Raw genomic sequence first — 21253 nt, forward strand, 5'->3', positions numbered from 1 at the left:
ATAATAAAATAGGGCCAGCAACTGTGCCATTTCCGCTACAGGTGGCTCCAAAGCGACGCTTCGTTACAAAACTGCGCTTTACAACAATATGACGACTTGTTCATCTCTGCGTCATGTCTCTCGGGGGTCGCGAACACGCGATCGAAAGGGGACGGCAAACGCCTTGGACGCAAACGGTAAAAGTCGTTGCGGCCGGGTTCAGCGAGGGATTTGCAAGTGAGCAAGACATCGAACTATCTGCGCGGCGGTGCCGCGCTACAGGCGTTGGTCCTGATGGGCGCGGGCCTCGTTGGAACCGCGATCGTAGCGACACCTTTGGCGGCGCAGGATTACGTAAACGTCACAGCGGCGGGCCGCATTACCGACACTAACGGCAAGCCTCTCGCCGGCGCGACCGTCCAGATGCGTTCAAACGATCAAGGTTTCTCGCGCGAAGCCACGACCGACAGCAGCGGTTCCTATCGCGTGCCGCAATTGCCACCAGGCACGTATACCTACACGATCAGTGCTGACGGGTACGAGACGTTTTCCGATCCCAGCGTGTCCCTGTCGCAAAGTCAGGCCAGCAATAGCTTCCAACTGGGGGCCGCCACGGTCGCGGGTGCAGCGCCGTCGGGCGGTGATATCGTGGTGACCGGCCGCCGCGTCCAGACAGCCGACTTCGATCGTACGACGACCGGTGCAGTCATTAATGTCGGCGAGCTTCAGACCCGTGTTCCTGTGGCACGCTCGCTCCGCGACGTCATTCTGCTAGCACCGGGCACAACGCAGGGCAGTTCGGGGCAGAATGCGGCCTTCGGAAACCAGACGGGTATCAGCGGATCGTCGTTCACCGAGAACGCCTATTACGTTAACGGCCTGAACATCACGGAATTCCGTCAGGGATTCGCGCCCGTAAACGTACCGTTCGACTTTTACGAGACGGTGGACGTGAAAACCGGAGGTTTCCAGGCAGAGTTCGGTCGTGCGACCGGCGGTGTCGTCAATGCGACGACCAAGCGCGGATCCAATGAGTTCCATGGCAGTGTGCTGTTCAATTGGGAGCCCAATGGGTTAAGGTCTACTTCGCCTAACTCATATTTGGCAGACAACGATGGCGATAAGTCAAATAGAACGGAAACGACTTTTCAATTAAGCGGTCCTATCATCAAGGATCGACTGTTCTTTTATGGCTTGTACAATACGCGCAACGTAGAGCTTGAAGACGGTGCCACAGGAGCGGCGAATCCAGCAAATAATCGTTCGTCGCGGCAGCGGTCGACAAGCCCGTTCTACGGCGGCAAGATCGACGCAATTATCGCTGATGGACATCGTCTTGAAGGTACATACTTCAATACGACGCAGATAAATGACAACGTCACGTCGGTGTACAATTCCAATACCAACTCGCGTGGCGCATTTGTCGGAGGGTCGCGGGCCCGGCTTGGCGGGGAAAATTACGTCGGCCGTTATACTGGCACATTTGCGCCGTGGATCACGCTTTCCGCAGCCTATGGCGTAAATAAAAACCGTGCTGGCACGTTGCCACTGGATACGGTGAATCCAGGTGTCGTCGATCAACGTAGTGGTACGTCGGTCAGCATCGGCAATCCTGTGAACAGCATCACGACGAACGACGACAAGCGGGAGTTCTACCGCGGCGATGCCGATTTGTACTTCAAGCTTCTCGGGTCGCACCATGTTCGTGCAGGATACGATCGCGAGGACCTGACGGCGGTTCAACTGTCGACGACGATCGGCGCGGGCTTCTATAACTATTTTACCGTCAACAGCGCGACTGATCGTACGGGCTTGCCGATCGGCACGCAGTACGCGACGTCACGTTTCTTCGAGAATGGCGGCTCGTTCGGTACTCGTAACGAGGCGTTTTACCTTCAGGACAGCTGGTCGCTCATCCAGGATCGTGTCACTTTGCAGTTGGGCATTCGCAACGACCGCTTCACGAATAAGGATGCTGACGGCAAAGCATTCTATAAATCCGGTGATCAGTGGGGTCCGCGACTGGGGTTCACTGCCGATCCGTTCGGCGATGGCCGCAACAAGATCTTCGGATCATTCGGCCGGTATTTCGTGCCGCTTGCTGCTAACACGAACATCCGTGGAGCAGGCCGTGAGCTCGACTATACCGCATTTAATATCCTGAACGGGGTAAGTGCCAACGGTACGCCGATCCTCGGCGCACCGATCCTGACGGTCGCAAATTCGCGTCCTTGCCCCGATACGGGCATCGCGAACTGCAACGTGACGAGCAATGGTGACGTCACCGATCCCACCTCGTTCATCGCGCAGGGCCTAAAGCCGCAGTCGCTCGACGAATATATTGTGGGTTTCGAGCGTCGTATCGGTCAGCGGATGCGCGTCGGGCTGAACTTCAAGTACCGCAAGCTCGGCGAAGTTCTCGAGGATGTTGCGATCGATCAGGCTGCGATTGCCTATTGCACGGCTCAGGGCTTCACGGCAGCCGCGTGCGGAGACATCTACACGGGCTTCAGCCAGTATGTGCTGGTCAATCCGGGCCAGGATGCGTCGATCCAGCTGCTTGGATTGCCGGATGGCACGACTCCGGTCGTCGACTTTACGGCTGAGCAGCTTGGTTATCCAAAGGCCAAGCGCACGTACAAGGAAGTCACGGCAACGTTCGACCGTGAGTTCGACGGCGTTTGGAGCCTGAGCGGGTCGTACACCTGGTCCAGCCTCAAGGGGAATTACGAGGGCGGTGCCAAGTCTGACGTCGGTCAGGCGGATACCGGTGCGACGCAGGATTTCGATCAGCCAGGTTTGACGCTGGGTTCCTATGGGTTCCTGCCGGGCCATCGTCGTCACAGCTTCAAGCTGTACGGCAGCTATCAGGTCGGCGAATTCCTGACGCTCGGTGCGAACGGCTTCCTGCAATCTCCGAAGAAGTTCGGTTGCATCGGCGTGGTGCCGACCTCGGTCGATCCGTTCGCTGCGCAGTATCAGGCGGCTGGTAACTTCTGCCAAGGTGTCCCCACGCAGCGCGGCAAGTCGTTCGAGAGCGATTGGCGCAAGGAACTCAATCTGACGGTCAGCGTCCGCGTGCCGGCCGATTTCGATGCCAGCATCCGGCTCGATGTCTTCAACGTGTTCAACGCCAAGTCGACGCTTGAATTCGACGAGTTTGGTGATCTGGACAGCGGTGGCATCAACCCGAATTATCGGGCGCCGCTTGGGTATCAGCAGCCTCGTTCGGCTCGGATCCAGTTCCGCGTCGGGTTCTAATTCGAGACCATCGAGAAATACTCTAGAAGGGGTCGGGAAACCGGCCCCTTTTTTTGTCCGGATCGACCGTCTTCCTCGCAAGCAATACGAGTTTTAAATGAGCCAGCCACCCGCGCCGCTTGCCGATCTCCAACGTTTGCTGGGCGTACGCGATCGGCGCGGTATCAATACGCTGCTGGCGACGTGGCTAGACCGAGACCTCGCTGTCGGTGAGCGCTGGGGCATTTTCGCGGACATACTCGCGCAACACGGGGAGTGGACGCTGGCTCTCCGCGCGGTTCGGCGCCACCGCGCTGCGGCTCCCGACGATCGCATGCGCAGGTTCGCGGAAGCGGTGATGCTCGCCCGCGCGGGGCATAACGCCGACGCACGCGCCTGTGCCGCGCCGCTGCTCGAGGCGTCGCCACGAGACCTTCGGCTGGCGCATTTCATGGGGGCGCTGTCGTCCGAGGCGGGGCTGTTCGACGACGCCCGCCGGTATTTCGGGATGGTGCTCGACGCCGATCCGCGGTCCGGACAGACTTGGCTCGAACTGTCCGCGATCCACCGTTTTACGCAGAGCGATCCGTTGCTGGCGCGGTTGCGTCGGACCGTATCCGATGGCGTGCCGAACGGACCGCGTGCGCCACTGTTATACGCGTGGGGCAAGGCGTCTGACGATATCGGCGATATCGACGCGGCGTTTTCGGCGTTTGCGCAAGGGGCTGCGCTGACGTCGGCGGAGCGTCCGTACGACGCGGCGGCCGATCGGGCTCAGGCCGACATGGTCTTGACCGCGTGGGACGGCGTTGCGCTGCCGCATTTCGACGGCGCCGCAGGGTCCACGCGCCTGTTCGTGACCGGTCTGCCCCGGTCCGGCACGACGCTCGTCGAACACAGTCTCGCGAGCCATCCAGCAGTGGCGGGGGGCGGGGAGCTGAACCTGTTGTCGACGATCGCGCAGGAGGCGGGGGGCCTCGGTCCCGATGCCCTCGCTACGTCTGCTCGTGCTGGACGGCGCCAAGGCGCACTGGTGAAACTCTACGACCACTTGGTCGGCGAACGCTTTGCCCCGGGCGCACGCGTGGTCGACAAGACGCTCGATGCCAGCCGCATGCTGGGGCTGGTCGCGACACTGATGCCGGACGCGCCGATCATCTGGTTGCGCCGCGACCCGCTGGACACGGCCTGGTCGTGTTTTCACACCTATTTCGCACGCGGCGTACCATGGAGTTGGTCGCAGGAGACGATCGCCGCGCATTTCGCGCTGGAAGACCGGCTGTTCGCCTTCTGGCAGGCGCGCCTGGGGGGTCGGTTGCTCTGCGTCGACTATGAAGCGCTGGTCACCGACCCCGGGGTCTGGATTCCCCGGATCGTGGCGCATACCGGCCTGCCGCAGGACCCACATACGCTTGCGCCGCACAAGACCGAACGCGCGGTGCTGACCTCGAGCGTGGCGCAGGTTCGCCAGCCGATCAGCCGTAGCGCGATCGGGTCAGGTGACCGCTATCGGCATCACCTGACCCCGTTTCTCGACGCTTACATGCGTTAGGCGACGACCAACACCAGCTTTCCGTCGCCTTCGTCGACCTTGACGGTCGAGCCGTCCTTTACCTCGCCGCGCAGGATCATGTCGGCGAGCGGGTCCTGCAGATAGCGCTGGACCGCGCGCTTCAGCGGCCGGGCGCCGTATACCGGATCGTAGCCCACGCGGCCGAGCCACGCTCTCGCGGCATCGGTCAGGTCGAGCACGATCTTGCGGTCGGCCAGCAGCTTGTCGACGCGCGATACCTGGATGTCGACGATCGGTGCCATGTGCGACTGGCCGAGGCGGTGGAACAGGATCACCTCGTCGAGCCGGTTTAGGAACTCGGGCCGGAAGTGCGACCGGACGATCTCCATCACGTGCGGCTCGACCGACGACACGTCGTCGCCCTCCGCCATGTTCGCCAGATACTGACTGCCGAGATTCGACGTCAGGATGATCAGCGTGTTGCTGAAATCCACCGTGCGGCCCTGGCCGTCGGTCAAGCGCCCGTCGTCGAGCACCTGCAACAACACGTTGAACACGTCGCCATGCGCCTTCTCGACCTCGTCGAACAGGATCACCTGGTATGGCCGCCTGCGCACCGCCTCGGTCAGCACGCCGCCTTCCTCGTATCCGACATAGCCCGGAGGCGCGCCGATCAGCCGCGCGACCGCGTGCTTCTCCATGAACTCGCTCATGTCGATGCGGACCATCGCCGACGGATCGTCGAACAGGAACTCGGCCAGCGCCTTGGTCAGCTCGGTCTTGCCGACGCCGGTAGGTCCAAGGAACAGAAACGACCCCAAAGGCCGGTTCGGATCCTGCAACCCCGCACGTGCACGGCGAACCGCGGTCGACACCGCCCTCACCGCATGCGCCTGGCCAATCACGCGCTTGCCGATCGTCGCTTCCATCGCGAGCAGCTTGTCGCGCTCGCCCTGCAGCATCCGCTCGACCGGGATCCCGGTCCAGCGGCTGACCACGCCGGCGATGTCGTCGGCGGTCACTTCCTCGCGCAGCATCGCGCCCTTGGTTGCGCCCGCCGCCTCGTCGAGCTGGCGCTGCAACCCCGGAATCGTGCCGTACGAAAGCTCGCCTGCCTTGGCCAAGTCACCAGACCGCTGCGCCTGCTCCAGCTCGAGCCGCGCGGCATCGAGCTGTTCCTTCAGCCGCGCCTCGGCGTTGATCTTGTCCTTCTCACCCTTCCAGCGCGTCGTCAGCTCGGCGGATTGCTCCTCCAGATTGACGAGTTCTCCCTCCAGCGTGTCGAGCCGGTCGACCGAGGCGTCGTCGGTTTCGCGTTTCAACGCCTCGCGTTCGATCTTCAGCTGGATGATCCGCCGGTCGAGATTCTCGATCGCCTCGGGCTTGGATTCGACTTCCATCCGGATCCGCGACGCGGCCTCGTCCATCAGGTCGATCGCCTTGTCGGGGAGGAAGCGGTCGGTGATGTAGCGGTTCGACAGCGTCGACGCGGCGACGATCGCGCCATCGGTGATCCGCACGCCGTGATGGAGTTCGTATTTCTCCTTCAGCCCGCGCAGGATCGAGATCGTGTCCTCGACGGTCGGTTCGCCCACCATCACCGGCTGGAACCGCCGCTGCAACGCCGGGTCTTTCTCGACATACTTGCGGTATTCGTCGAGCGTGGTCGCGCCGACGCAGTGCAATTCGCCCCGCGCCAGCGCTGGCTTGAGCAGGTTGCCGGCGTCCATCGCGCCCTCGGATTTGCCCGCGCCGATCAGCTGGTGCATCTCGTCGATGAACAGGATGATGTCGCCCTCGGCGGCCTTCACCTCGTCGAGCACGCCTTTCAAGCGCTCCTCGAACTCGCCGCGATATTTCGCACCGGCGATCAGCGAGCCGAGATCGAGCGACATCAACCGCCGGTCCTTGAGCGTATCGGGCACGTCGCCATTGGCGATGCGCAGCGCCAGCCCCTCGGCGATCGCGGTCTTGCCGACGCCGGGTTCGCCGATCAGCGCAGGGTTGTTCTTGGTCCGCCGCGCGAGGATCTGGATGGTGCGGCGGATCTCCTCGTCGCGGCCGATCACCGGGTCCAGCTTCCCGTCGCGCGCCGCCTGCGTGAGATCGCGCGCGAATTTCTTCAGCGCGTCATAGCGGTCCTCGGCCCCCGCGGTGTCGGCGGTGCGGCCCTGACGCAGACCGTTGATCGCGGTGTTCAGCTCCTCGGGAGTCACGCCGCCGGCCTTCAAAGCCTTGCCCGCCGCGGTGTTGAGCGACAGCGCGAGCGCGACCAGCAGGCGCTCGACGGTGACGAAGCTGTCGCCCGCCTTGGTTGCGATCTGCTCGGCCTGGTCGAGCACGCGGACGGCGTCGTTGTCGATTCCCGGCGTGGTTTGCGCGCCGGAGCCCGACACGACCGGGATCTTGGCGAGCGCCAGATCGGTCTCCGAGGTCGCGCGCTTGGCGTCGCCACCCGCAGCCGCAATCAGTCCGGCGGCCATGCCCTGCTCGTCTTCCAGCAGCGCCTTCAACAGATGCTCGGGCGCGATACGCTGATGGTTCATGCGGATCGCGACGGTCTGCGCGGATTGAAGGAAGCCCTTAGCGCGGTCGGTGAATTTGTCGATGTTCATGACGAATTCCTGTGGGATTGGTTCGGTGTTGGCCGAAAGATGGTGTTGTATTTGGGCAACACAAGAGGCGGCGCTGACCACATGCTAGGCGCCGCGTGATAGGGCCGGAATAGCGATTATTGTCGGTATCCAAGCCTCGCCGTCATCGCTATGTTGAGGTCCGCATGCTATATGTCACGCGTGACAACAGCGATTCCCCATACCTACGCCATCGGCATCGAGCCGGAAGACATCGACTTCATGGGTCACGTCAACAACGCGAACTATCTGAAGTGGGTACAGGCTGCAGTGATCGACCATTGGCAGCGCCTCGCGCCAGCCGAGGCGGTGGCCGGGCACCTTTGGGTCGCGCTGAAACACGAGATCACGTATCGCAAGCCGGCGTTCCTCAACGACGACGTGATCGCGACGGTGTTGCTCGAGAAGGTCCAGGGCGCACGCGCGTTCTATGAGACGATCATCAAGCGCGGCGAGGATGTCCTTGCCGAGGTGAAGTCGAGCTGGTGCTGCCTCGATGCCGAGACGCTGCGCCCATCGCGCCTCGCGAACAACGTGGTCGAGCACTTCTTCCCGAAGACCGACGTCAAGGACTGACGAGCCGGTTGCGACCGGCCTCAGAAGTCGATCGCCATGCCCTTCAGCTCCCAATCCCCATAGCGCGTTGGATCGCGCGGCTCGGGATCCTTGTCCGGGACGATCGCCTCGGGCGTCGGCACCGGCGTATTCTTCGCCAGATATTCGGGTGGCTTAACGTGATCGGGGCGCTGGCCCATCGCGGCTCTCCGGATTGCGTGTTTGCTTCGTAGCCGCCACATGGGCCCTGTCGCGCCGCTTTGCCATAACAGCCGCGCGGCAAACCGAACGCGAAGGACCTTCATGCCCGACTATACCCACGCCCCCGAGCCGCTCGGCGTCCCCACCCGCCGCGCCGCGCTGCGCCTGCTCGACGCCGTGCTCCGCCGCGGCGAGTCGCTCGAATCTGCATTGCCCGCCGCCACGCGCGCGATCCACGGACCCGACCGCGGCCTCGCGCATGCGATCGCCGCCGAGACGCTGCGCCGCCTCCCCGATCTCGACGCGATGATCGATTCGGTCACCAAGACCAACCTGCCCGATGATGCGAAGGCGCGGATGGCGCTGCGGATCGCGCTGGTCCAGGTGCTGATCCTCGGCACGCCCTCGCACGCCGCGATCTCGACCGTGTTGCCCTTGGTCGACGGCGGCCCGCGCAAACTTGTCCACGGTGTCTTCGGCACGCTGTTCCGCGCCAACATGCTGCTCCCCGAAGTGCCGACGCTGCCGGCCCCCGTCGAACTGCGCTGGGAAGCCGCCTGGGGCGAGGAGATGGTCGACGCCGCCGGCCGCGCGATCGCCCAGGTGCCGCCGCTCGACCTGACGATCGCCGATCCGTCCGAAACCGAAGGCTGGCGGGAGAAACTCGGCGGCGAGAGTTTCATGCCCGGGCATCTGCGCTTGGGCGATCATGATTCCGTCCCCGACATGGCGGGCTTTGGCGACGGCGCCTGGTGGGTGCAGGACATCGCCGCCTCGCTTCCCGCCCGCTTGCTGGGCAAAGGGGAGGGCCATGTCCTCGATCTCTGCGCAGCCCCCGGCGGCAAGACGCTCCAGCTCGCGTCCGCCGGCTGGACCGTCACCTCGGTCGACAACTCACAGAGCCGGATCAAGCGTCTTCGTGAGAACCTCTACCGCACGCATCTGAAGGCCGAAGTCGTCAACGCCGACATCCTCGAATGGGCGCCGGCCGAGCCCGCAGACGCGATCCTGATCGACGCGCCGTGCAGCGCGACGGGCATCTTCCGCCGCCACCCCGACGTCCTCCACCGCGTTCGCCCCTCGATCATCGCCGAGACCGCGGCGTTGCAAGCGCGGATCTTCGCAAGGGCGGCCGACTGGGTGAAGCCCGGCGGCACTTTGGTGTACGCCACCTGCTCGCTCGAACCGTCGGAAGGCGAAGCGCAGCTCGACGCGTTCCTCGCCGCCCGCAGCGACTACATGATCGCCCCGGTCGACCAGTCCGAAATCCCCGCCGGCATCACCCCCACGGAGACCGGCACAATCCGCACGCTCCCCGGCATGCTGGCAGACCAAGGCGGCTGCGACGGCTTCTTCATCACCCGCCTAAAACGTAGCTGACCTTCTGCTTCCCCCCTCCCTGAAAGGGAGGGGCCGGGGGTGGGTCGGCTTCCGCATATCCGAACGTTGCGGACCAAACGGGCCGACCCACCCCCAACCCCTCCCTTCCAGGGAGGGGCGAGAAGCTAGGCCTTCGCACCAATCGAATCCCGCGCTAGGACAAAATCATGCAACCCGTCCGTATCGCCCCCTCGATCCTCTCCGCCAATTTCGCCAAACTCGGCGAGGAAGTCCGCGCCATCGACACGGCCGGCGCCGACTGGATTCACATCGACGTGATGGACGGCCATTTCGTCCCCAACATCTCGTTCGGCCCCGCGGTCATGAAGTCGGTCCGCGGCGTCACCACCAAGCCGTTCGACGTCCACCTGATGATCTCGCCCGTCGACGCGTATCTCGACGCGTTCGCGGAGGCCGGTGCCGACTGCATCACCGTGCATTACGAAGCCGGCCCGCACATCCACCGCTCGCTCCAGCACATCAAGGGCCTCGGCAAGCGCGCCGGCGTCGTGATCTGCCCCGGCACGCCGGCGAAGATGCTCGATTACCTGCTCGACATGGTCGACCTTGTCCTGGTGATGAGCGTCAACCCGGGCTTCGGCGGCCAGAGCTTCATCCCGAGCCAGCTCAAGAAGATTACCGCGATCCGCAACATGATCGAAAAGAGCGGCCGCGCGATCGATCTCGAAGTGGATGGCGGCGTCGACGCCGAATGGGCCAAGCGCTGCATCGAGGCCGGCGCCGACGCGCTGGTCGCGGGCACTTCGGTCTTTCGCGGCGGTCCCGATCACTACGCCCCCAACATCGCCGCGTTACGGGGGTGAACGACACGCCTGATCCCGTGACCGATCCCGCCCCAGACGGGATCGACGAAGGTCGTCGCCTGATCCGTCTCGGCGGCGACAAGGGGCTGTCGCTCGCCGATCGCCTCGCCGAGCGCTTTCACCGGCTGACGTGGCGCACGCCGCTGCACACGCTGCGCCTCAAGGGTCGTTATCCTCTGAAGCTGATCGCGGTCCCCGAAGACCCGATCCTCGGCGACATCCCCCGTGGCACGATGCTGCTGGAGGGCGTCCTCTCGTTCCGCGGCGAAGCGCGCGATATCGAGACGCTCGACCTTTCGAAGCCGCTTCCAAAGCCGTTCGCCGAATATTTCCACGGTTTCGCCTGGCTGCGCGACCTGTCGACTGTCGCGACCCGCTCGCGCGGCGCACCGATCGCCGAATATCTCATGGGCCTCTGGCTGACCGCGCACGCCGATACCCTGGGCGGGATCGCGTGGCGCCCCGACATGTGGGGCCGCCGCATCCTCGCCTGGACCGCCCACGCCCCGCTGATCCTGTCGTCGTCCGACCAGATCTATCGCTCGAAGGTGTTGAACGCGCTCGCAAAGGGCGCCCTCCATCTCGATCGCACCGCCGACAAGGCCCCCGCCGGCGCGCCCCGCATCGCCGCATGGTGCGGAGTCGTTGCGGCCGGACTGCTGATCCCCGGCGGCGAGCCACGCCAGGCATTTGGTGAGGTAGGCTTGCTCCGCGCGCTCGGCACCGGCCTGTTCGACGATGGCGGCTCGGTCTCGCGCAGCCCGGCGATGCTGCTCGATTCAATCCAGCTGCTGACGTTGCTCCAGGAAAGCTACGCCGCCCGCGGCCTCGAACTCCCCGAGACGGTCGCAGTGACGCTCACCCGGATGGTCGCGGCCCTGCTTGGCGTCGCACACGCCGATCGCGGGCTGTCGAGCTGGCAAGGCGGAGGCCCGGCAAGCGAAACCCAGGTCGCCGCCGTCATCGAAGCCAGCGGTGTCCGCACCCGCCCGCTTCGCCAAGCGCGCGATTGGGGGTATCAACGCCTCGCCGCCGGCAGCACCGTCTTGATCGTCGACGCCGCGCCGCCACCGATCGCGCGTCTCGTCGAAGGCGGCTGCGCGTCCACGCTAGCGTTCGAATTCTCGGACGGCCCGACGCGGATCGTCGTCAACTGCGGCGGCGCGCGCGCCGGCATCGCCCAACTCCCGCCCGCGATGGTCGAGGGTCTGCGCTCGACTGCCGCCCACTCCACGCTGACGATCGCCGACAGTAATTCTACCGCGATCCACGCCGACGGTACGCTCGGCCGTGGCGTCGCGGAAGTCGAACTCAGCCGCCAGGAATCGGACGCCGCCAGCCGGATCGAGGCGAGCCACGACGGCTATGTCCGCCGCTGGGGCTTCCTCCACCGCCGCCAGCTGATGCTCACCGGAGACGGCCGCGAACTCCGCGGCGAGGACGCGCTGTTGCCGCATGGCCGCAAGCGCCGTGTCGGATTGTCATTGTTCGCGATCCGCTTCCACCTCGGCGAAGGCGTGCAGGTATCCCCCACCGCGGACGGCCTGGGCGCGATCCTTCGCCTCCCCGGCGGCCCCTTGTGGCAATTCCGCTGCCGAGGCGGCGCGCTGGTGGTCGAGGACAGCGTCTGGATCGACGCCGACGGCCGTCCGGTCGCGACGCAGCAACTGATGATCACGGGTGAAGCTGCGGCCGGCGGGGCGAGCGTGAGCTGGGCCCTGAAAAAGGCCTGACCTCTTCCCCCCTCCCTGAAAGGGAGGGGCCGGGGGTGGGTAGGCCCGCTCGAGCTCCAACGGTTCGACCACATGGAACCCGACCCACCCCCAACCCCTCCCTTCCAGGGAGGGGAGAAGCGGCCTCTGTTCCCAAACCGCAACCGACGCTAAGGCACCGCCGCACGGTGGCCCCCCGAAACGAAAGACCCTCATGACCAGCATCCCGATCACCCTCCCTATTCGGCGCGCGCTCCTGTCCGTCTCCGACAAGACCGGGATCGTCGATCTCGGCAAGGCGCTCGCGAGCCACGGCGTCGAACTCGTCTCCACCGGCGGCACCGCCACGGCTCTGCGCGCCGCCGGCCTCGAAGTCCGCGACGTGTCGGAACTCACTGGCTTCCCCGAAATGATGGACGGCCGCGTGAAAACGCTCCACCCGATGGTCCACGGCGGCCTGCTCGCGGTCCGCGACGATGCCGGCCACGCCGCCTCGATGGCCGAGCACCAGATCGGCGCGATCGACCTCGTCATCGTCAACCTCTACCCGTTCGAGGCCACCGTCGCGAAGGGCGCCGACCGCGACACCGTGATCGAGAACATCGATATCGGCGGCCCCAGCATGGTCCGCTCGGCCGCCAAGAACCACGCCTATGTCGCGATCGTCACCGACCCCGCCGACTACGCGCTCGTCTCCGGCGGCACCACCACGCTCGAAGACCGCAAGAAGCTCGCCGCGAAAGCCTTCGCCACCACCGCCGCCTATGACTCGGCGATCGCGACGTGGTTCGGCACCGTCGACCAGGCCGAGGAATTCCCCGCCACACTGCCGATCACACTCAAGCGCGGCGACACGCTTCGCTACGGCGAGAACCCGCACCAGTCCGCCGCTTTCTACACCGCCACCGGCGCCGTCCGCGGCATCGGCCAGGCCCGCCAGCTCCAGGGCAAGGCACTCAGCTACAACAACCTGAACGACGCCGACGCCGCGCTCGAACTCATCGCAGAATTCCGCGACGCCGACCCCTCGGTGGTGATCGTCAAGCACGCCAACCCCTGCGGCGTCGCCACCGGCGCCACGCTCGCCGAAGCCTATGCCGCGGCCTTCGCCTGCGACACGGTCTCCGCATTCGGCGGCATCATCGCCGTGAACCGCACGCTCGACGCCGAGACCGCGCGCCAGATAACCGGCATCTTCACCGAAGTCGTCGTCGCCCCCGACGCCGACGAAGAAGCGATCGCGCTGTTCGCTGCCAAGAAGAATCTCCGCCTCCTGCTCACCGGCGAGCTCCCCGATCCGGCGCGCGCAGGTCTGACCGCGAAGTCGATCGCCGGCGGCTGGCTCGTCCAAGGCCGCGACAACGGTACGCCGGGTGAGCTGACCGTCGTCACCAAGCGCCAGCCAACCGAGCAGGAACTGATCGACTGCCGTTTCGCCTGGACCGTCGCCAAGCACACCAAGTCCAACGCGATCGTCTACGCCAAGGGCGGCAGCACCGCAGGCATCGGCGCGGGCCAGATGAACCGCCTCGAATCCGCGCGCATTGCCGCGTGGAAGGCGAAGGACGCCGCGGACAAGGCCGGCTGGTCGACCCCGCGCACGATCGGTTCGGCGGTTGCCTCCGACGCGTTCTTCCCGTTCGCCGACGGTTTGCTGGCGGCGGTCGAGGCTGGCGCGACCGCAGTGATCCAGCCCGGCGGCTCGATCCGCGACGCCGACGTCATCGCGGCCGCAGACGAAGCCGGCCTCGCGATGGTCTTCACCGGCATGCGCCACTTCCGGCACTGAGTTAGACACTCACCACTACTGTAATCCCCGCGGAGGCGGGGACCCATACTGGCGAACCTCAGCGATTATCTCTAAAGCCAGCCAGTATGGGTTCCCGCCTCCGCGGGAATGACGAAGGGATGGGGTGCCCATAAAACAGGCATCTCCACCGCACTGCACAAGTTTTAACCCCAAAACCCCCCTCCGCCCGCTCCCAAGCACACCCCACCCCTCCAAACCCCAACTGGCACGCACATTGCAAGGCCCCTCCCGTAACAAGGGGGAAGGGCCGCGATGAAACTCGTCATTGCCATCATCAAGCCGTTCAAGCTGGACGAGGTGCGCGAAGCGCTCACCACGATCGGCGTGGCCGGCATGACGGTCACGGAGGTCAAGGGTTTCGGCCGTCAAAAGGGCCAGACCGAGATCTATCGGGGGGCCGAGTACAGCACCAACATGGTGCCCAAGATCAAGATCGAGGTGGTCTGCGCCGCCAGCCTGTCCGACCGCGTGGTCGAGGCGATCCAGGCCTCGGCGAACACCGGTGCGATCGGCGATGGCAAGATCTTCGTGCTCGACGTCGGCCAGGCGGTGCGCATCCGCACCGGCGAAACCGACGATTCTGCGCTCTGAGGGGGGACATGATGAAGCATGACATGAAGACAGCCGCCTCGGCGGTTCTGGGGTTCGGAGCGGCGATGATCGCCGCCGCACCCGCCTGGGCACAGGAGGTCGCGGCGCCTGCCGTCGCACCGGTGGTGGCGACCGTGAACAAGGGCGATACCGCCTGGATGATGACCTCGACGGTCCTCGTCCTGATGATGATCCTGCCGGGTCTCGCGCTGTTCTATGGCGGTCTTACACGGTCGAAGAACATGCTGTCGACCATGACCCAGATCGGCGCCGTCGCGGCGCTCGCTATGCTGATCTGGGTGATGTGGGGCTATACGCTGGCGTTCGGTCCGGACGTGAGCAACCCGCTGCTCAGCAACTTCATCGGCAGCTTCGACAAGGCGTTCCTGGCCGGCGTCACGCCCGCCTCGCAGGCAGCGACCTTCACGGCTGGCGTCGAGATCCCCGAATATGTCTTCATCTGTTTCCAGATGACCTTCGCCGCGATCACCATCGCGCTGGTACTGGGCTCGGTCGTCGAGCGCATGAAGTTCTCAGCGGTGATGGTGTTCGGCCTGATCTGGCTAACGATCGTCTACTTCCCGATCGCGCACATGGTGTGGGCATCGTCGGGCTATTTCTTCAAGGCGGGCGCACTCGATTTCGCCGGCGGCACCGTGGTCCACATCAACGCCGGCGTCTCGGCGCTGGTCGCGGCGCTGATCCTCGGCAAGCGCATCGGCTATCCGAAGGAGCCGATGGCACCGCACTCGCTGGTCATGACCGGCATCGGCACCGGGCTGCTCTGGGTCGGCTGGTTCGGCTTCAACGCGGGTTCCGCGCTCGAGGCGAACGGCTCGGCCGCTCTCGCGATGCTCAACACCTTCGTCGCCACCGCATCGGCGGGCCTGTTCTGGATGCTTGCCGAGAAGCTCTCGGGTCACAAGGGTTCGGCGCTCGGCTTCTGCTCGGGCATCGTCGCCGGCCTCGTCGCCGTCACGCCCGCTGCGGGCAACTCCGGCCCGTTCGGCGCAATCATCCTCGGCGCGATCGCCTCGCTGATCTGCTTTATGGCGGTCTCGAAGCTCAAGCCGATGCTCGGTTACGACGACTCGCTCGACGCCTTCGGGATCCACGGCATCGGCGGCATGGTCGGCGCGATCGGCACCGCGGTGGTCTACGCCCCGTCGCTCGGCGGGCCGGGGGCTGCGGACTATGCGATGGGCGCCAAGCTCTTCGTGCAACTTCAGGCGGTGATCGTGACGATCATCTGGGCCACGATCGGCACCACGATCGCGATCTACGTCGCCAAGGCCGTCACCGGCCTGCGGGTCTCGCCGGAAGTCGAGCACGAGGGTCTCGACATCGGCGAGCACGGCGAGCGCGCCTACAACTGAACACCAGATCGGTAGCGGGCCGCCCGAGCCCGCACCCACGACGTTCCTCCTGCGGACATCCTAAGCCCGGTGCGCAAAACGCATCGGGCCTTTTTTTGTCGGTCGGGGAAGGGCAGTCTACACGACCTCGTACGGAACTGCGCCGCGGCGGTCCGGATCGACCCGGATCCCGCTGGCCGCCGGGGGAAATGCGCGCTGGTCGCAATCCGTGCGCAGGCAGATACGGCATGACGACCCGATCGGCGTCGCGATCCCGCCGGTCCCCAGAGCATCGGCATAGATGAACTCCGACGCGTTCGCCTCTTCGCACCCCAGCGCGACCGCGTAGCGCCGTGCGGGTCGCGTGTACGTCTCGGACGGCTTCACCAGCCCCTTCGCCATCGAAACGTAGCGGATGCCGTCGGTCGTCTCGATCAACTGCGTCAGGATGCGGTCGGGGATCGCCACCGCCTCGTGGACGATCCACAACGGACACGCCCCCCCGAACCGAGCGAACTGCAACCGCGTGGCGGAGTGGCGCTTGGTGATATTCCCCGCCATGTCGACGCGACAGAAGAAGAACGGGATGCCTAGCGCCCCCGGCCGCTGCAACGTCGAAAGCCGGTGGCAGGTCTGCTCGAAGCTCGTCCCGAAAATCCGCCGCAACCGGTCGATGTCATGCCGTACACTCCGCGCCTCGGTGCGGAAACGGGTGTAGGGCATGACGATCGCCCCGGCCGCGTAATTGGTCAGCCCCGCGGTCAGCAGCGCGCGCGCCGTCTCCGATGCCATCTCCGACGCAGCGACGATCCCGCCGATGACGTCGCCGAACTCGTGCCGCGCGACCTGGTGCGCGAGCGAGAACAGCGTCGTCTCGCCCGGTTGCGATCCGTCGAGCCGCAATGTCGCGCCGTCATAGTCGCGCAATGGTGCGGCGAGCGCGCCAGAGATCGCGACGGACACGCCGCGCGCCGCGAGCCGAGCCTCCAGCGCCGCGATCCGATCCGCCCCCAGCGTTTCGCCAATCTCCTCCGCGCGGAGATCGAGCGTGTCGACATAATTGCCCGCCGCGTGAAACCAGTCGCGCACGTCCTCCCACGGCAGCAACCCCGGTGCCCCCGATCCCGCCACCAGCCGATCGTCGAGCGCGCGCAACTGCTCCTGCGCGCGGCGATACGCGTCGTGCATCGCGACCAACCGCTGCGCCAGCAACGGCTGGTGCTTCACCGCCCGCCGCACCGCGGTCTCGTCGAGTGCGGGCGCCTCGACGCTGGTGTCCGACACCGCCTCCAGCGTCGCGATCAGCAGCGCGGTATCGTCCGCCGCATCGATGCTCCCCCAATCCGCCGGAAACTCGCGCGCGAGCGTGATCAGCACGCCCTCCGTCACCGGCCGATCGCCATTCTCGATCTGCGAAAGGTAGCTCACCGAAAGCCCGATCCGCGCCGCCATCGCCGCCTGACTGATCCCGAGAACGCGGCGCAGGTCGCGCAGGCGGTGTCCGACGAAGAGGCGACGTGCGGGGAGGGTCATGCCTCCACCTAGTTTGCAAACATGCTCCGTACAACTTTGCAACATTGCATTTGCGCGAAGCGTCCCGCTCTGTGAAGGCCAGCAACAGGACGGAGAGACGATGTCATCGACGATCGAAGAGCTTGAACGACGCCGCGAAGCCGCAAGAGTGGGCGGGGGTATCAAGCGGATCGCAGCGCAGCACGCCAAGGGTAAGCTCACCGCGAGGGAGCGCCTTGACGTGCTGCTGGACGAGGGATCGTTCGAGGAGCTCGACATGTATGTCGAGCACAATTGCGTCGATTTCGGCATGCAGGACCAGGTGATCCCCGGCGACGGCGTGGTCACCGGATCGGGCACGATCAACGGCCGCCTCGTCTTCGTCTTCAGCCAGGATTTCACCGTGTTCGGGGGGTCGCTCAGCGAACGTCATGCGCAGAAGATCTGCAAGGTGATGGACAGCGCGATGAAGGTCGGCGCGCCGATCATCGGCCTCAACGACAGCGGCGGCGCGCGGATCCAGGAGGGCGTGGCTTCGCTCGGCGGCTATGCCGAAGTGTTCCAGCGCAACGCGCTCGCGTCCGGCGTCGTGCCGCAGCTTTCGCTGATCATGGGGCCCTGCGCCGGCGGCGCGGTCTATTCTCCCGCGATGACCGACTTCATCTTCATGGTGAAGGATTCGAGCTACATGTTCGTCACCGGCCCCGACGTGGTCAAGACGGTGACCAACGAGGTCGTGACGCAGGAGGCGCTCGGCGGCGCAGTGACTCACACCACCAAGACATCGGTCGCCGACAACGCGTTCGAGAACGACATCGAAGCGCTGCTCGCCGCGCGCAATTTCTTCGACTTCCTGCCCGCGTCTAACCGTGACGGTGTCCCCGAACGCCCGACCGCGGACGAATGGGACCGGATCGAGGAAAGCCTCGACACGCTGATCCCGGCGTCGGCGAACCAGCCCTACGACATGCACGAGCTGATCCGGAAGACCGTCGACGAGGGCGATTTCTTCGAGACGCAGCCGGCGCACGCGGCCAACATCATCACCGGTTTCGGCCGCATCGAGGGCCGCACCGTCGGCTTCGTCGCGAACCAGCCGATGGTGCTGGCGGGTGTGCTCGACATCAACAGCTCGAAGAAGGCGGCGCGGTTCGTGCGCTTCTGCGATGCGTTCGAGATTCCGATCGTGACCTTCGTCGACGTCCCCGGCTTCCTGCCCGGCACCGCGCAGGAGCATAACGGCATCATCAAGCACGGCGCGAAACTCCTGTTCGCCTATGCCGAGGCGACCGTGCCGAAGATCACCGTCATCACGCGCAAAGCTTACGGCGGCGCGTACGACGTGATGGCCTCGAAGCACCTGCGCGGCGACCTCAACTATGCGTGGCCGACCGCCGAGATCGCGGTGATGGGTGCGAAGGGCGCGGTCGAGATCATCTTCCGGGGCAAGACGCCCGGAGAGATCGCCGAACGCACTGCGGAATACGAAGCGCGGTTCGCCAATCCGTTCGTCGCCGCATCGAAGGGCTTCATCGACGAAGTTATCCAGCCCCACTCGACCCGCCGCCGCATCGCGCTCGGCCTACGGAAGCTCCGCGGCAAAGCGCTGGAGAATCCGTGGAAGAAGCATGATAACATCCCGCTGTGAGTCATCCTTGTTCGGTTATGATAAGCACATTAGCATGTCATGCGAAGGAGTCGTGACATGCAGACCGAACGCGTGACGTTTCTGACTACGCCCGATCACAAGGCCGCGCTCGATGCCTTTGCCGCGAATAGTGGCATGTCGGTCGGCCGCGTCGTGCGCGAGGCGACGACGCGGTACATCACCGAACCCGCGTCGCACGGCGAGGAGGCTGCGTTGACATTGCTCGCTCCGGAGATCGAAGCCGCGGTCGACGACATGAAGGCGTCGATCCGATCGATGCGCGAGAACATTGCGCGCACCTGCGCTGTTGTGGATGCCGTGCTGGCGGGCGAAAGGGCATGAGCGCCGGTGAAAAGGCGTTTGGCGTTTTCAAGACGATCCTAACCCTGAAAGATCAGCTTGATGGCCTTGATCGGGACGTCGCTCAGCTTGGCGGGCGGCTCGCCGGTCTTGCCGGGGCGCATGGCGACCTGCGCGATCGGGTGTCTCGCCTCGAGGGGATGATCGAGGGTGCGGCAATGGCCGCTGGTCGGCAGCAGCGGAGGATCGAGGAATGATCGCGTTTCTTCTGCTCCAGGCGGCTGCCGTGTCGGCGCCTGCGCCAGCCCCGGCCTGGAAACTCGCCGATCGCACCAACGCGGCAGGCGTGCGCAGCATCTCCGCGTCGGTCACCGGCAATGACGGGCTCTCGCGGTTCGTCGTGAAGTGCGACGTCGGCTCCGAACCGATCGTGTCGATCCAGTTCATCCAGCCGCAGCCGCTCGGGTCGGGCGCGGACAAGCCCGTCGCCGTGCGCTTCGATGGTGGGCCGGCGTTCACCTATACCTGGCAGTTTCCGGGGACCGGTACGTACATCGCCGATCCCGCCGCGATCACCAAGCTGACCAGTTTCCTCGTGAAGTCGAAGACGGTGCGGGTCGAGACGACCAATGGCGCAAACTTTGCGGTACAGGCGAACTTCGTCGCGCCGACCGGCGATGCGATGATCCGGCAGGTGCTCGGCGTCTGCGGCTACACGCTGGGTGTCGTTCCCACGCCGCCGCCAGCACCCAAGGATGCGCCATGAGCCTGGGTCGCCTCAACCATGTCGGGGTCGCGACGCCGTCGATCGCGAAGTCGGTCGAGACGTATCGGCTGTTGCTCGGCGCGACCGCGATCGGCGAGCCGTTCGACCTGCCCGCGCAGGGGGTGAAGGTGTGCTTCATCGACGCGCCCAATACGCAGATCGAACTGATCGAGCCGTATGACGAGACTTCGCCGATCGCGGGCTTCCTGCGCAAGAATCCGGCGGGCGGGCAGCATCATGTCTGTTTCGAGGTGGCAGATATCCATGCGGCGGTCGCCGACCTGAAGGCGAAGGGCGCGACCGTGCTCGGCGAGCCCCGCATCGGCGCGCATGGCACGCCGATCGTGTTCGTTCACCCGAAGGACTTTGGCGGCATGCTCGTCGAGTTGATGGAGACGCCGGGCGATACCGGCGCGCACTAGGAGAGATCTGATGGCCGCGTACGAGCATATCCTGAGCGAACGGCGCGGCGACGTGCTCGTGCTGACGCTGAACCGGCCCGACCGGCTCAACGCCGCGCCACCGGCGATGTTCGAGGAATTGCGCGCGGCGCTTGGCGACCTGGATGGCGCGCGGGCGGTGCTGATTGCGGGCGCGGGGCGGGCGTTCTGTTCGGGGGCGGATGTCGGCGGCGGGGCGCTCGGCTCGGACAATCCGGGCGAGGCTACGTTTGCGGCGCTGACGGGCAGCTATAATCCGACGATGGCGGCGATCGCCGATCTGTCGGTGCCGGTGGTGAGCGCGGTGCGCGGGCCGGCGGCGGGGATCGGCTGCAGCCTCGCGCTTGCCGCCGATTTCTGTGTCGCGAGCGAGAGCGCGTATTTCCTCCAGGCGTTCGTGAATATCGGGCTGGTGCCCGACGGCGGAGCCTCGTGGATGCTGCCCCGTCTAATCGGCCGCGCGCGCGCGACGGAAATGATGATGCTTGGCGAGCGGGTGCCCGCGGCGAAGGCGTTGGACTGGGGCATGGTGCACAAGGTCGTCGCGGACGATGCGCTCGATGCGGAGGCGTTCGCGCTGGCCAAGCGGCTGGCGGCGATGCCGACGATCGCGCTCGGGTTGATGCGGCGGGCGATTACCGCGGCGTATGAGACGGACTATGCGACTGCGATGCAGGCGGAGGCGGCTAACCAGCGCGACGCGCGTGGGTCTGCGGACTCCATGGAAGGCGGTCGTGCGTTCCTCGAGAAGCGCAAGCCGGTGTTCACGGGCAAATGACCTCCGCCTCAAACAC

18 protein-coding genes are annotated in these 21253 nt (G+C 65.4%); 15 read left to right on the forward strand and 3 right to left on the reverse strand.

Translation table 11 applies throughout. From position 1 onward, the window contains the following. Nucleotides 1-216 precede the first annotated feature (216 nt). Together U1708_RS00910 and U1708_RS00915 are read left to right on the forward strand one after the other, a co-directional pair. A complete protein-coding gene (locus tag U1708_RS00910; protein ID WP_332741802.1) occupies nucleotides 217-3240 on the forward strand; it encodes a carboxypeptidase regulatory-like domain-containing protein in 3024 nt (1007 codons plus the stop codon). 97 nt (nucleotides 3241-3337) lie between these two features. Continuing rightward, on the forward strand, nucleotides 3338-4771 hold the full coding sequence (locus U1708_RS00915) for a tetratricopeptide repeat-containing sulfotransferase family protein (RefSeq protein WP_332741804.1): 1434 nt from the start codon (nucleotides 3338-3340) through the stop codon (nucleotides 4769-4771). On the opposite strand, the gene clpB is transcribed toward U1708_RS00915, so the two are convergent. Then, nucleotides 4768-7347, reverse strand: coding sequence for an ATP-dependent chaperone ClpB (clpB, locus tag U1708_RS00920; RefSeq protein ID WP_332741806.1), 2580 nt, complete (start codon nucleotides 7345-7347; stop codon nucleotides 4768-4770). The genes U1708_RS00915 and clpB overlap by 4 nt on opposite strands. 180 nt (nucleotides 7348-7527) lie before the next feature. Here clpB and U1708_RS00925 point away from each other — a divergent pair, with 180 nt between their 5' ends. Further along, nucleotides 7528-7941 carry an acyl-CoA thioesterase gene (locus tag U1708_RS00925; protein ID WP_307087438.1) on the forward strand — a complete coding sequence of 138 codons (414 nt, stop codon included), beginning with the start codon at nucleotides 7528-7530 and terminating at the stop codon, nucleotides 7939-7941. 20 nt (nucleotides 7942-7961) lie between these two features. On the opposite strand, the gene U1708_RS00930 is transcribed toward U1708_RS00925, so the two are convergent. Beyond that, nucleotides 7962-8120 carry a DUF1674 domain-containing protein gene (locus tag U1708_RS00930; RefSeq protein WP_332741809.1) on the reverse strand — a complete coding sequence of 53 codons (159 nt, stop codon included), beginning with the start codon at nucleotides 8118-8120 and terminating at the stop codon, nucleotides 7962-7964. A gap of 103 nt (nucleotides 8121-8223) precedes the next feature. Here U1708_RS00930 and U1708_RS00935 point away from each other — a divergent pair, with 103 nt between their 5' ends. The 6 genes from U1708_RS00935 to U1708_RS00960 all read left to right on the forward strand — a co-directional run bounded on the left by U1708_RS00935 (nucleotide 8224) and on the right by U1708_RS00960 (nucleotide 15814). Then, on the forward strand, nucleotides 8224-9501 hold the full coding sequence (locus U1708_RS00935; RefSeq protein ID WP_332741811.1) for an RsmB/NOP family class I SAM-dependent RNA methyltransferase: 1278 nt from the start codon (nucleotides 8224-8226) through the stop codon (nucleotides 9499-9501). A 167-nt stretch (nucleotides 9502-9668) separates the two neighbouring features. Continuing rightward, a complete protein-coding gene (rpe, locus tag U1708_RS00940) occupies nucleotides 9669-10325 on the forward strand; it encodes a ribulose-phosphate 3-epimerase (RefSeq protein ID WP_332741813.1) in 657 nt (218 codons plus the stop codon). A 17-nt stretch (nucleotides 10326-10342) separates the two neighbouring features. Beyond that, nucleotides 10343-12058, forward strand: a complete 1716-nt coding sequence (locus U1708_RS00945) for a heparinase II/III family protein (protein ID WP_332741816.1) — start codon at nucleotides 10343-10345, stop codon at nucleotides 12056-12058. Between the two features lie 193 nt (nucleotides 12059-12251). After that, nucleotides 12252-13826: a bifunctional phosphoribosylaminoimidazolecarboxamide formyltransferase/IMP cyclohydrolase gene (gene purH / locus U1708_RS00950; protein WP_332741818.1), complete on the forward strand. Its 1575-nt coding sequence runs from the start codon at nucleotides 12252-12254 to the stop codon at nucleotides 13824-13826. A 273-nt stretch (nucleotides 13827-14099) separates the two neighbouring features. Next, nucleotides 14100-14438 carry a P-II family nitrogen regulator gene (locus U1708_RS00955; RefSeq protein WP_056053652.1) on the forward strand — a complete coding sequence of 113 codons (339 nt, stop codon included), beginning with the start codon at nucleotides 14100-14102 and terminating at the stop codon, nucleotides 14436-14438. Between the two features lie 23 nt (nucleotides 14439-14461). Next, nucleotides 14462-15814 carry an ammonium transporter gene (locus U1708_RS00960; RefSeq protein WP_332741822.1) on the forward strand — a complete coding sequence of 451 codons (1353 nt, stop codon included), beginning with the start codon at nucleotides 14462-14464 and terminating at the stop codon, nucleotides 15812-15814. Nucleotides 15815-15931: 117 nt separating this feature from the next. Here U1708_RS00960 and U1708_RS00965 read toward each other — a convergent pair whose 3' ends face one another. Next, nucleotides 15932-17326, reverse strand: a complete 1395-nt coding sequence (locus tag U1708_RS00965) for a helix-turn-helix domain-containing protein (RefSeq protein ID WP_332741824.1) — start codon at nucleotides 17324-17326, stop codon at nucleotides 15932-15934. Nucleotides 17327-17426: 100 nt separating this feature from the next. Between U1708_RS00965 and U1708_RS00970 the strand changes: the two genes are divergently transcribed. Genes U1708_RS00970 through U1708_RS00995 form a run of 6 tightly spaced genes read left to right on the forward strand, consistent with a single transcriptional unit; the run spans nucleotide 17427 to nucleotide 21237 of the window. Next, a complete protein-coding gene (locus U1708_RS00970; protein WP_332741826.1) occupies nucleotides 17427-18953 on the forward strand; it encodes an acyl-CoA carboxylase subunit beta in 1527 nt (508 codons plus the stop codon). A 57-nt stretch (nucleotides 18954-19010) separates the two neighbouring features. Then, complete coding sequence (locus tag U1708_RS00975) at nucleotides 19011-19295, forward strand: hypothetical protein (RefSeq protein WP_332741827.1); 285 nt, start codon at nucleotides 19011-19013, stop codon at nucleotides 19293-19295. Further along, nucleotides 19292-19510: a hypothetical protein gene (locus tag U1708_RS00980; RefSeq protein WP_093400484.1), complete on the forward strand. Its 219-nt coding sequence runs from the start codon at nucleotides 19292-19294 to the stop codon at nucleotides 19508-19510. Before U1708_RS00975 ends, U1708_RS00980 begins: the two co-directional genes overlap by 4 nt. Beyond that, nucleotides 19507-20019 carry a hypothetical protein gene (locus U1708_RS00985; RefSeq protein ID WP_332741835.1) on the forward strand — a complete coding sequence of 171 codons (513 nt, stop codon included), beginning with the start codon at nucleotides 19507-19509 and terminating at the stop codon, nucleotides 20017-20019. The genes U1708_RS00980 and U1708_RS00985 overlap by 4 nt, the downstream gene beginning before the upstream one ends. After that, nucleotides 20016-20441: a methylmalonyl-CoA epimerase gene (gene mce, locus U1708_RS00990; protein ID WP_332741837.1), complete on the forward strand. Its 426-nt coding sequence runs from the start codon at nucleotides 20016-20018 to the stop codon at nucleotides 20439-20441. The genes U1708_RS00985 and mce overlap by 4 nt, the downstream gene beginning before the upstream one ends. A gap of 10 nt (nucleotides 20442-20451) precedes the next feature. Further along, a complete protein-coding gene (locus U1708_RS00995; RefSeq protein WP_332741839.1) occupies nucleotides 20452-21237 on the forward strand; it encodes an enoyl-CoA hydratase-related protein in 786 nt (261 codons plus the stop codon). Nucleotides 21238-21253: the final 16 nt, after the last annotated feature.

This window comes from Sphingomonas arabinosi (genome assembly GCF_036663715.1).
Taxonomy (GTDB): domain Bacteria; phylum Pseudomonadota; class Alphaproteobacteria; order Sphingomonadales; family Sphingomonadaceae; genus Sphingomonas.

Coding starts and splice junctions, on each gene's coding strand:
- U1708_RS00915 (WP_332741804.1), top strand. CDS start 3,338: ATGAGCCAGCCACCCGCGCCGCTTGCCGATCTCCAACGTTTGCTGGGC.
- clpB (WP_332741806.1), bottom strand. CDS start 7,347: ATGAACATCGACAAATTCACCGACCGCGCTAAGGGCTTCCTTCAATCC.
- U1708_RS00930 (WP_332741809.1), bottom strand. CDS start 8,120: ATGGGCCAGCGCCCCGATCACGTTAAGCCACCCGAATATCTGGCGAAG.
- U1708_RS00935 (WP_332741811.1), top strand. CDS start 8,224: ATGCCCGACTATACCCACGCCCCCGAGCCGCTCGGCGTCCCCACCCGC.
- rpe (WP_332741813.1), top strand. CDS start 9,669: ATGCAACCCGTCCGTATCGCCCCCTCGATCCTCTCCGCCAATTTCGCC.
- purH (WP_332741818.1), top strand. CDS start 12,252: ATGACCAGCATCCCGATCACCCTCCCTATTCGGCGCGCGCTCCTGTCC.
- U1708_RS00955 (WP_056053652.1), top strand. CDS start 14,100: ATGAAACTCGTCATTGCCATCATCAAGCCGTTCAAGCTGGACGAGGTG.
- U1708_RS00960 (WP_332741822.1), top strand. CDS start 14,462: ATGAAGACAGCCGCCTCGGCGGTTCTGGGGTTCGGAGCGGCGATGATC.
- U1708_RS00965 (WP_332741824.1), bottom strand. CDS start 17,326: ATGACCCTCCCCGCACGTCGCCTCTTCGTCGGACACCGCCTGCGCGAC.
- U1708_RS00970 (WP_332741826.1), top strand. CDS start 17,427: ATGTCATCGACGATCGAAGAGCTTGAACGACGCCGCGAAGCCGCAAGA.
- U1708_RS00975 (WP_332741827.1), top strand. CDS start 19,011: ATGCAGACCGAACGCGTGACGTTTCTGACTACGCCCGATCACAAGGCC.
- U1708_RS00980 (WP_093400484.1), top strand. CDS start 19,292: ATGAGCGCCGGTGAAAAGGCGTTTGGCGTTTTCAAGACGATCCTAACC.
- U1708_RS00985 (WP_332741835.1), top strand. CDS start 19,507: ATGATCGCGTTTCTTCTGCTCCAGGCGGCTGCCGTGTCGGCGCCTGCG.
- mce (WP_332741837.1), top strand. CDS start 20,016: ATGAGCCTGGGTCGCCTCAACCATGTCGGGGTCGCGACGCCGTCGATC.
- U1708_RS00995 (WP_332741839.1), top strand. CDS start 20,452: ATGGCCGCGTACGAGCATATCCTGAGCGAACGGCGCGGCGACGTGCTC.